This window comes from Pseudomonas sp. NPDC088414 (assembly GCF_044753325.1).
Classification (GTDB): Bacteria; Pseudomonadota; Gammaproteobacteria; order Pseudomonadales; family Pseudomonadaceae; genus Aquipseudomonas.
The window spans coordinates 29,562-40,074 of the sequence record NZ_JBIVMY010000011.1 but is presented as its reverse complement, the minus strand read 5'-3'; the positions used below and the strand labels follow the sequence as shown (position 1 = coordinate 40,074).

8 protein-coding genes and 1 pseudogene are annotated in these 10,513 nt (G+C 61.6%); all 9 read left to right on the top strand.

Annotation, left to right across the window (positions count from 1 at the left end; genetic code table 11):
* Positions 1–66: 66 nt before the first annotated feature.
* Positions 67–987: pseudogene (asd, locus tag ACIP8I_RS12530) on the top strand (aspartate-semialdehyde dehydrogenase); the annotation flags it as partial.
* Positions 988–1,259: 272 nt separating this feature from the next.
* Complete coding sequence (locus ACIP8I_RS12525; protein WP_400761420.1) at positions 1,260–2,270, top strand: aspartate-semialdehyde dehydrogenase; 1,011 nt, start codon at positions 1,260–1,262, stop codon at positions 2,268–2,270.
* A gap of 209 nt (positions 2,271–2,479) precedes the next feature.
* Positions 2,480–5,119 (top strand): FimV/HubP family polar landmark protein, encoded by a 2,640-nt coding sequence (locus ACIP8I_RS12520; RefSeq protein ID WP_400761419.1) that lies wholly within the window; start codon positions 2,480–2,482, stop codon positions 5,117–5,119.
* A 277-nt stretch (positions 5,120–5,396) separates the two neighbouring features.
* On the top strand, positions 5,397–6,221 hold the full coding sequence (truA, locus tag ACIP8I_RS12515; RefSeq protein ID WP_400761557.1) for a tRNA pseudouridine(38-40) synthase TruA: 825 nt from the start codon (positions 5,397–5,399) through the stop codon (positions 6,219–6,221).
* A gap of 65 nt (positions 6,222–6,286) precedes the next feature.
* A complete protein-coding gene (locus ACIP8I_RS12510; protein WP_400761416.1) occupies positions 6,287–6,931 on the top strand; it encodes a phosphoribosylanthranilate isomerase in 645 nt (214 codons plus the stop codon).
* Positions 6,932–7,131: 200 nt separating this feature from the next.
* A complete protein-coding gene (gene accD / locus ACIP8I_RS12505; RefSeq protein WP_041066058.1) occupies positions 7,132–8,052 on the top strand; it encodes an acetyl-CoA carboxylase, carboxyltransferase subunit beta in 921 nt (306 codons plus the stop codon).
* Complete coding sequence (folC, locus tag ACIP8I_RS12500; protein ID WP_400761413.1) at positions 8,049–9,356, top strand: bifunctional tetrahydrofolate synthase/dihydrofolate synthase; 1,308 nt, start codon at positions 8,049–8,051, stop codon at positions 9,354–9,356. Before accD ends, folC begins: the two co-directional genes overlap by 4 nt.
* Positions 9,340–9,993 carry an SPOR domain-containing protein gene (locus ACIP8I_RS12495; protein WP_367085143.1) on the top strand — a complete coding sequence of 218 codons (654 nt, stop codon included), beginning with the start codon at positions 9,340–9,342 and terminating at the stop codon, positions 9,991–9,993. Before folC ends, ACIP8I_RS12495 begins: the two co-directional genes overlap by 17 nt.
* Positions 9,994–10,091: 98 nt before the next feature.
* A partial coding sequence (locus ACIP8I_RS12490; protein WP_400761411.1) for a CvpA family protein occupies positions 10,092–10,513 on the top strand: 422 nt, incomplete at its 3' end.

Below are 10,513 nucleotides of genomic sequence, written 5' to 3'. Positions count from 1 at the left end.
CTAGGCACGTCCGTGGGCAAGTACATTGATGCGATCTATGACTCTTTCTGAATTGAAGATATTTAAACACTCGACGTGATCCTGACCTGCCATGGCGGCGACTACACCAGCGAAGTGTTCCCGAAGCTGCGCGAAGCCGGCTGGCAGGGTTACTGGATCGACGCGGCTTCCAGCCTGCGGATGAACGATGACGCCGTGATCATTCTCGATCCGGTCAACCGCAAGGTCATCGACCAGCAACTGGACGCGGGCACCAAGAACTACATCGGCGGCAACTGCACCGTCAGCCTGATGCTGATGGGCCTGGGCGGTCTGTTCGAAGCCGGTCTGGTCGAGTGGATGAGCGCCATGACTTATCAGGCGGCCTCCGGTGCCGGCGCACAGAACATGCGTGAACTGATCAAGCAGATGGGCGCGACTCACGCTGCGGTAGCCGATCAACTGGCCGACCCTGCCAGCGCGATCCTCGACATCGACCGTCGCGTGGCCGAAGCCATGCGCAGCGACGCGTACCCGACCGAGAACTTCGGCGTACCGCTGGCCGGCAGCCTGATCCCGTGGATCGACAAGGAACTGCCGAACGGCCAGAGCCGTGAAGAGTGGAAGGCCCAGGCCGAGACCAACAAGATCCTCGGCCGCTTCAAGAGCCCGATCCCGGTCGACGGCATCTGCGTGCGCATCGGCGCCATGCGTTGCCACAGCCAGGCGCTGACCATCAAACTGAACAAAGACGTGCCGATTGCCGATATCGAAGGGCTGATCAGCCAGCACAACCCTTGGGTCAAACTGGTACCGAACCAGCGCGAAATCAGCATGCAGGAGCTGAGCCCGACCAAGGTCACCGGCACCCTGAACGTACCGGTGGGTCGTCTGCGCAAGCTGAACATGGGGTCGCAGTTCGTCGGTGCCTTCACCGTCGGCGACCAGCTGCTATGGGGCGCGGCCGAACCGCTGCGCCGCATGCTGCGGATCTTGCTTGAGCGTTGATCGCTTGATGCAATGAAAGAACCCGTGCCTTGTGAGAGGTGCGGGTTTTTTTATGCCTGAGGTTTCCCGGTGTCTGGTCTGGCCTCATCGCTGGCAAGCCAGCTCCCACAGGTTTCAGGTGTGTACAAACATCTGTGTCCCACACCGACCACTGTGGGAGCGAGCTTGCTCGCGAAGGGGCCGGTACAGGCGCTACAAATTCCGACAGAAATTGCCTGCATGCCAGTCACCCGGTAAAGTGCCGCTCCCCCCGTTTCGCCAGAGGTAGAATCATGACCCAGACCCTTGATATTGCCGTCGTCGGCGCCACCGGTACTGTCGGCGAAACCCTCGTACAGATTCTCGAAGAACGCGACTTCCCGGTTGGTAACCTGCACCTGCTGGCCAGCAGCGAATCCGCTGGCAGCTCGGTGTTGTTTCGCAACAAGAACGTGCGTGTGCGTGAAGTCGACGAGTTCGATTTCAGCAAGGTCAAACTGGTGTTCTTCGCCGCTGGCGCTGCCGTTTCCCTGAGCTACGCGGCGCGTGCTCATGCCGCCGGTTGCTCGCTGATCGACCTGTCCGGCGCGTTGCCGGCCGAGCAGGCGCCGCAAGTGGTGCCGGAAGCCAATGCCGAGGTCATTGCCGGTCTGAAAACACCGTTCCAGGTCAGCAGCCCAAGTCCTTCGGCCACTGCGCTGGCCGTGGTGCTGGCACCGCTGCTCGATTTGCTCGAGCTGCAATGCGTCAACGTCACCGCCAATCTGGCCGTGTCCGCCCAGGGGCGCGAGGCCGTGACCGAGCTGGCGCGACAGACCGCCGAGTTGTTGAACATGCGTCCGCTGGAGCCGACTTTCTTCGATCGACAGATGGCCTTCAACCTGCTGGCTCAGGTCGGCACGCCCGACGCTCAAGGCCACACGCTGCTGGAAAAACGCCTGGTGCGCGAGTTGCGTCAGGTACTGAAGCAGCCTTTATTAAAGATTTCCGCCACTTGCGTTCAAGCCCCGGTGTTTTTTGGCGATAGCTATAGCGTGACCTTGCAGTCAGCGAACGCGGTCGACCTGGCAAAAGTCAACGCGGCCCTTGAAGACGCACCGGGCATCGAGCTGGTCGAAGCCGGCGATTATCCGACGGCGGTGGGTGACGCGGTGGGGCAGGACGTTGTCTATGTCGGTCGGGTGCGCAACGGCGTTGACGACATGGCGGAACTTAATCTGTGGCTGACGTCAGATAACGTACGCAAAGGCGCAGCCCTCAATGCTGTGCAGGTCGCTGAATTGTTGATAAAAGACCTGCTGTAAAAGATACTTGGCAACAATTTGTCGACTGATTCTAGGTGAGCGCTATGCTTGCCCGGAGCACTCGATAACGTGTCACCCTCCGGGACTTTCCGGGGCATCAAAGAAATGATCGCGCGCGGCAGTCTGTCGTCGTCGCGCGCAATGCCTTACGGCAGCGGCAATCAACATCTTCTCGCTGGCCGAGGAACGTTCAAACAAAGGATGAGGCTATGGTTCAAGTTCGCAAACTGGTGTTAGCAATAGCGGCCGCCTCGGCGCTGTCCTCCGGTATGGCGCATGCCCTCGGGCTCGGGGAGCTGACCCTGAAGTCGACCCTGAACCAGCCGCTGGTGGCCGAGATCGAGTTGCTCGACGTCAAGGATCTCACCGCTGCCGAAGTGGTGCCGAGCCTGGCTTCACCCGAAGATTTCGCCAAGGCCGGCGTCGATCGCCAGGCCTTCCTCAACGACCTGACGTTCACTCCAGTGCTCAGCGCCAGCGGCAAAAGCGTGCTGCGCGTGACGTCGAGCAAGCCGCTGTCGGAACCGATGGTGAAATTCCTCGTGCAGGTGATGTGGCCCAACGGCCGTCTGCTGCGCGATTACAGCGTGCTGCTGGATCCGTCTAAGTTCTCGCCGCAGACCGCTGATGCCGCCGCACAACCGGCGCCGGCGCAGACCATCACCGCACCGACCACCGGCGCCACGCATCCGAATCAATACACCACCACGCCGCGCGACACACTGTGGGAAATCGCCGCGAAAGCGCGCACCGGCGGCTCCGTACAGCAGACCATGCTGGCGATTCAGGCACTCAACCCGGATGCGTTCATCGACGGCAACATCAACCGGCTGAAAACCGGTCAGGTGCTGCGTCTGCCGGACTCGGTGGAAAGCACCGCGCTGCCGCAGTCCAAAGCCATTGCCGAAGTTGCGGCGCAGAACGAAGCCTGGCGTCAGGGCCGTCGTTATGTGGCCAAGCCTGGCACCGGTCAGCAGCAGCTCGATGCGACCAAGCGTGGCAGCAGCAATGTCGGCGCCGGCCAGAATGCCAAGGACAACCTGAGTCTGGTCTCTGCCGAAAACGCCAAGGGTCGTGGCAAAGGCCCGGCCGGCGATGCCAAGGCGTTGAGCAACAAACTGGCGGTGACTCAGGAAAGCCTCGACACGACCCGTCGTGACAACGAGGAACTGAAAAGTCGCATGGCCGATCTGCAAAGTCAGCTGGACAAGCTGCAACGCCTGATCGAGCTGAAGAACAATCAACTGGCGAAGATGCAGGCCGAAGGCCCGGGCGCTGCGCCAGCCGCCACTGCTGCCGTACCGGCGATCACCGCCGAACTGGCTGCAACCCCTCCAGCCACCCCGGCAGAAGCGGCGCCAACACCAGAATCGGCGATTGCGCCACCGGTCGACACGCCTGCCGAGACGCCAGTGGTTGCGCCAAAACCGGTAGTCGATGAAGACAAAACCTTCAATGAACTGCTGACCAATCCGATCCTGCTCGGTCTGATCGGTGGCGGTGCCGTGGTGTTGCTGCTTCTGCTGTTGCTGCTGGCCCGTCGTCGCAAAGCCCAGCAGGAGGCCGAGAAACATCTGCGCATGGCTCGTGCCCTGGCGGAAGAGCAAGAATTCTCTGCCGAGCAGGATCTGCCGGAGAGCAGCTTCGAAGGTCTGGAAACCCCTGCTGCCAGCGTCAAGCTCAACACCCCGCCACCTGCGCCAGCACCTGCTGCGGTCGTGGCGCCGGTGGTGATGGCCGAGCCGATTGCTGCGCCATTGGTCGCGCCTGCTGCCGAGCGTTCCGATGACGTGCTGGACAAGGCTCAGTCGCACATCAACGCCGGTCGCCTGAATCAGGCTGCCGCGCTGCTGGAGGAGGGCGTCAGCCTCGAGCCGCAGCGCAGTGATCTGCGTCTGAAACTGATGGAAGTCTACGGCCAGCAGGGCGACCGCGATGCATTCGTGGGTCAGGAGCGTCAGCTGGTGGCCAACGGCGATAATTTCGCCAAGGTCGAAGAGCTGAAAAAACGCTTCCCGGCCATGGCGGTCGTCGCTGTCGCGGGCCTGGCCGCAGCGGCCGCCGCCGAACTCGATGCGCAATACGTCAAGGAGCTGCTGCTCGACGAGCCCGAGGCGCCTGCACCTGAGCCTGCTCCTGCGGCAGACGACCTGGACAGCGCGTTCGACCTGAGCCTGGACGATCTCGACAACATCACCCCGGTTGAGCCTGCGCCTGTCGTTGAGCCTGAAGCGCCAGTGGAGCTGGACGAATTCCCGGCCGACGACGATCTGAGCTTCGAATCGGTGCTGCAACAGCAGACCGAGATCAAAGACAATCTCGACGACCTGTCGGACTTCGACCTCGATCTGGACCTGGGTGCCGAGCCTGCGCCAGCCCCGGCGGCGGATCTGGCGGACGATGACTTCCTGCTGGATCTGGACGAGGGCGTGAAAGATCTGTCGCCGGCCGAGCCTGTGGTCGTCAACGAAGTACCACAGGACGATCTGGAGCTGCCGGCGGATTTCGATCTGTCGCTGGCTGATGAAATGGACAGCAACCCGGCGGCCGAGCCTGACGCATTCGCAGCGGAACTGAATGACGTCAACGCCGAACTGGATCGTCTGTCGCAGAGCATCGCCGAGCCGACCTTCACCGAAGCCGATGCGGCCTTGGGTGATGATCTGGGTGAGGACGACTTCGATTTCCTCGCCGGCACCGACGAAGCTGCGACCAAACTCGATCTGGCCCAGGCCTACATCGACATGGGCGACAGCGACGGCGCACGCGACATCCTCAATGAAGTGTTGACCGAGGGTGACGAAAAGCAGCGTGGCGAAGCCAAGGAAATGCTTTCGCACCTGGCTTGATTCGGCGTCAGCAGTAAACAGAACGGCAGCCCATCGAGGCTGCCGTTTTTGTTTGGGCTGGATTTTGTAGCGGCAGTGCTATCGCCATCGCTGGCAAGCCAGCTCCCACAGGTATTGCATGCGCTGCAGAAACTGTGGGAGCTGGCTTGCCAGCGATGGGGCCGGATCGGTCAACACAGAACTGACTGGCATCCCCGACTCACAGCCTTATAATGCCCGCCTTTGTACATCAGCAGGCTGTCCCTCCTTGGCAAACATAGATAACCCGGTCGCCGAAATGGCGCCTGAAGGCTTTTACCGCGTGGCACTGGGCGTCGAGTACAAAGGCTCGCGCTACAGCGGCTGGCAGCGTCAGTTGACGGGTGTCGCAACCGTGCAGGAAGAGCTTGAAAAAGCCTTGTCGAAAGTCGCCAATTCGCCGGTCTCCCTGCAATGCGCCGGTCGTACCGATGCCGGGGTGCATGCCTGCGGGCAGGTGGTGCATTTCGACACGCAGGTCGATCGCTCGCTGAAAGCCTGGGTGATGGGCGCCAATATCAATCTGCCCCACGACATCAGTGTCAGTTGGGCGCGGGTGATGCCGGCGCATTTTCATGCGCGCTTCAAGGCAATCGCCCGGCGTTATCGCTATGTCATCTACAACGATCAGATTCGTCCGGCGCATCTCAACGAAGAAATCACCTGGAACCACCGCCCGCTCGACGTCGAGCGCATGGCGCAAGCTGCGCAATACCTGATTGGCACCCACGATTTCAGTGCGTTCCGCGCCGGCCAGTGTCAGGCCAAGTCGCCGATCAAGAAGATGCATCATCTGCGCGTGACCCGTCACGGCAAGATGATCGTGCTCGATATCCGCGCCAACGCCTTTTTGCACCACATGGTGCGCAACATCGCCGGGGTGCTGATGACCATTGGTGCCGGCGAGCGTCCGGTCGAGTGGATGAAGGAAGTGCTGGAAAGCCGCGAGCGCCGTTCCGGTGGCGTGACAGCGCATCCGTACGGGCTGTACCTGGTGCAGGTCGAGTATCACGACGAATTTCCGTTGCCCGAGCGTTTTATCGGGCCACATTTCCTTACGGGTTTCTCGGGCCTTGACGGCTGACGCCCTCGGAAGCTTTTGTTACCATCCGGGACTTTCCCGGTGTTTACCATGAGGTTTTTATCGACATGTCGGCCGTTCGCAGCAAGATTTGCGGGATTGCCCGCATAGAAGATGCGTTGGCAGCGGTCGAGGCCGGGGCGGATGCGATCGGGTTCGTGTTCTACGCCAAGAGCCCACGGGCAGTGAGCGTGCAGCAGGCTAGGGCGATTATCCGCGCCTTGCCGCCGTTCGTGACCACCGTTGGCCTGTTCGTCAACGCCAGCCGCTGTGAGTTGGGGGAAATCCTCGATGCCGTGCCGCTGGATCTGCTGCAGTTCCATGGCGACGAAACCGCTGAAGACTGCGAAGGCTGGCACCGCCCGTACATCAAGGCGTTGCGGGTCAAGGCTGGCGACGACATTGCCGCCGCCGTCGATGCCTATCCGAGTGCCAGTGGCGTGCTGCTCGACACCTATGTCGAAGGCGTGCCTGGGGGAACCGGTGAGGCGTTCGACTGGTCATTGATTCCGCAGCAGTTGAGCAAGCCGCTGATCCTGGCCGGTGGTCTGACGCCGGAAAACGTCGCCGACGCCGTGGCCCGGGTCAAACCTTACGCGGTCGATGTCAGTGGTGGGGTAGAGGCAAGCAAGGGCATCAAGGATCATGCGAAGATCCGCGCGTTCATCAATGCCGTACGTAGCAGCTCGCAGGGAGCGTCTACTTCGATGTGACGGCTGGCGAACTGCCGCCGTCCATCAATGCACTTGCACAAAGCAGGCGAGGCTGAGGGTTTCTGGAGTTGCACGCAGGTCATGTTTCGCGCTGACCGCGGCGTTCCACCGACCATCGCCACACACATGAATTTAGCTGAAGGGCATACGCGGGGCTGCGAACCAGAGCGTTCGGGCCGCCGGTACTGGAGAAAGAAAGCATGAGCAACTGGTTAGTAGACAAACTGATCCCTTCGATCATGCGTTCGGAGGTCAAGAAGAGCTCGGTGCCTGAAGGTCTGTGGCACAAATGCCCGTCCTGCGAGGCTGTGCTGTATCGCCCTGAGCTGGAAAAGACCTTGGACGTTTGCCCCAAGTGCAACCACCACATGCGCATCGGCGCACGGGCACGCATCGATATCTTCCTGGACGCCGAAGGTCGCAACGAACTGGGTGCCGATCTGGAGCCGGTTGACCGTCTGAAATTCCGCGACGGCAAGAAGTACAAGGATCGTCTGGTCGCTGCGCAGAAGCAGACCGGCGAAAAAGACGCACTGATCTCGGTCAGTGGCACCCTGCTGGGTATGCCGGTGGTGGTGTCGGCGTTCGAATTCAACTTCATGGGCGGTTCCATGGGCGCCATCGTCGGTGAGCGCTTCGTGCGCGCCGCCAACTATGCCCTGGAAAACCGTTGCCCGATGATCTGCTTCGCCGCTTCCGGCGGTGCGCGCATGCAGGAAGCGCTGATCTCGCTGATGCAGATGGCCAAGACATCGGCTGTGCTGGCGCGACTGCGTGAAGAAGGCATTCCGTTCATCTCCGTTCTGACCGACCCGGTCTACGGCGGCGTTTCCGCCAGCCTGGCTATGCTCGGCGACGTGATCGTCGGTGAGCCGAAAGCCCTGATCGGCTTCGCCGGCCCGCGCGTGATCGAGCAGACCGTGCGTGAAAAACTGCCGGAAGGTTTCCAGCGCAGCGAGTTCCTGCTGGAGCATGGCGCGATCGACCTGATCATCGATCGTCGTGAACTGCGTCCACGCCTGGGCAACCTGCTGGCGCAACTGACCGGCCAGCCGACACCGACCTACGTCGCCGCTCCTGTCGAGCCAATCGTCGTTCCACCGGTGCCTGCCAACGTATGACCGAGCGTACCCTTGGCGAGTGGCTCGCCTACCTTGAACAGTTGCATCCATCGGCCATCGACATGGGGCTGGAGCGTTCGCAACAGGTAGCGTCCCGCATGGGACTGGGCCAGCCGGCGCCTCGGGTGATTACGGTCACCGGCACCAACGGCAAGGGTTCGACCTGCGCTTTCGTGGCGTCATTGCTGCGGGTGCAGGGCCTGAGCGTGGGTGTCTACAATTCTCCGCACCTGCTGCGTTACAACGAGCGGGTGCAGCTCAATGGCGTCGAAGCCACTGATGCGCAACTGTGCGAAGCCTTCGCTGCGGTGGAGGCCGGGCGCGGCGACACTTCCCTGACTTACTTCGAAATGGGCACCCTGGCGGCGTTCTGGCTGTTTCAACAGGCAAAACTTGACGCTGTGGTGCTGGAAGTCGGGCTGGGGGGGCGTCTGGACACGGTCAATGTGGTGGACGCCGATATCGCGCTGGTCACCAGCATTGGTGTCGATCATGCCGAGTACCTGGGTAATACCCGCGAGTCCGTGGCTTTCGAGAAGGCCGGGATTTTCCGTCAGGGCAAGCCCGCCTTGTGCGGCGATCTGAATCCTCCGCAACCGTTGCTCGACAAGGCCCGTGAACTGGCGTGCCCGTTGTCTCTGCGTGGGCGCGACTTCGATCTGGGAATCACCGATCACCACTGGCAATGGCGCGGCACTGACGCGCAAGGTCAGCCTGTCGAGTTGCATGATTTGCCACTGCTCGACCTGCCGATGGAAAACGCGGCGCTGGCATTACAGGCTTATCTGTTGCTTGGTTTGCCGTGGAATCGGTCACAAATTGTTGCTGCCTTGCAGGCCACGCGTGTGATCGGGCGCCTGGATCGCCGTTCGTTCGAGTTCAATGGCAAGCGTCTGAACCTGCTGCTGGACGTAGGGCATAACCCGCACGCAGCGCAGTATCTGGCGCGGCGTCTGGCCAGTCGGCCGCCGGTGGGCAAGCGTCTGGCGGTGTTCGGCCTGTTGGCGGACAAGGATCTGGATGGTGTTGTCGGCGAATTGAATGCTAGTGTCCAGCACTGGGCGGTAGCGCCGCTGGATTCGCCGCGCGCACGTCCGGTCAGTGAATTACACGCGGCATTGCAGAACCTTGGCGCGTCCGTCACGTCCTATGACAGTGTCGCTGCGGCGCTGGAAGGGCAGTGCGCAGCGGCCACCAGCGACGACGAGATTCTGTTGTTCGGATCATTTTATTGTGTCGCCGAGGCCCTTGAATGGCTGGACCGGCGCTCCACGGAGGAAGCGGCAAATGGCTTTGCTGGATAAAGCGTACAAGCAGCGCATGGTTGGCGCCCTGGTGCTGGTGGCGCTGGCGGTGATTTTCCTGCCGATGCTGTTTTCCCGCCAGGACGAGCAACGTCAAGTGACGGTCGAGGCGCCCGCCGCGCCGCAGGCGCCTGCTGTGCCGCAAGTGCAGCTTGAGCCGGTGGCTGTGCCTGAACCGCAAACGCTGCCGCAAGAACCGGTGCCGAGCGATGACGAGGTGGCCGAGCAATCGGCGCCGGCGATGCCGATTGCACCGGCTCCAGCGCCTGCTCCTGTCGCCAAACCGGTTGCTCCGGCGCCGGCGCCAGCGGCCAAGCCGACAACGGCACCGGCTCAGCCGATCGCTGCGGCCCCGACCAAGCCTGACACCACGCAAAGCCGTGTCGACGCCAACGGTCTGTCGGTCAGCTGGTCGGTGCAGCTGGCCAGTCTGTCGAGTCGCGCCAGCGCCGAAAGCCTGCAGAAAACCCTGCGCAGCCAAGGCTATAACGCTTATATCCGTTCTGCCGACGGCAAGAATCGGGTGTTCGTTGGCCCGCTGATCGAGCGTGCCGAGGCCGATCGTCTGCGTGATCTGTTGAGTCGTCAGCAGAACCTCAAGGGTTTTGTCGTGCGCTTCCAGCCCGAGCGTGGCTAGGATCTATCGATTCGATTGAAATGCACTGAAAATCGCAGCTTACCGACAGCGGTGCGCTCTGCTAAAATGCGCCGCCTTATCCGTCTGTAGGCTGCACTGTGCCATTTACCCTGGTTGACTGGGCGATCGTTGCAATCATCGCCATCTCCGCTTTGATCAGTTTGAGCCGCGGCTTCGTCAAGGAAGCATTATCGCTGGTGACCTGGATCATCGCAGGAGCGGTTGCCTGGATGTTCGGTGGCTCATTGTCCGAGTACCTCGCCGGATACATCGAAACTCCATCGGCTCGCGTGATCGCGGGCTGTGCCATCATGTTTGTCGCCACACTGATCGTGGGCGCAATGATCAATTATCTTATCGGCGAGTTGGTGCGCGTGACCGGATTGTCCGGCACCGACCGATTCCTGGGCATGGCCTTCGGCGCGGCGCGTGGCGTGTTGCTGGTGGTCGTGGCAGTCGGGCTGTTGAGCCTGGGGCCGGTACAGCAGGACGGGTGGTGGAAAGAATCACAGCTCGTGCC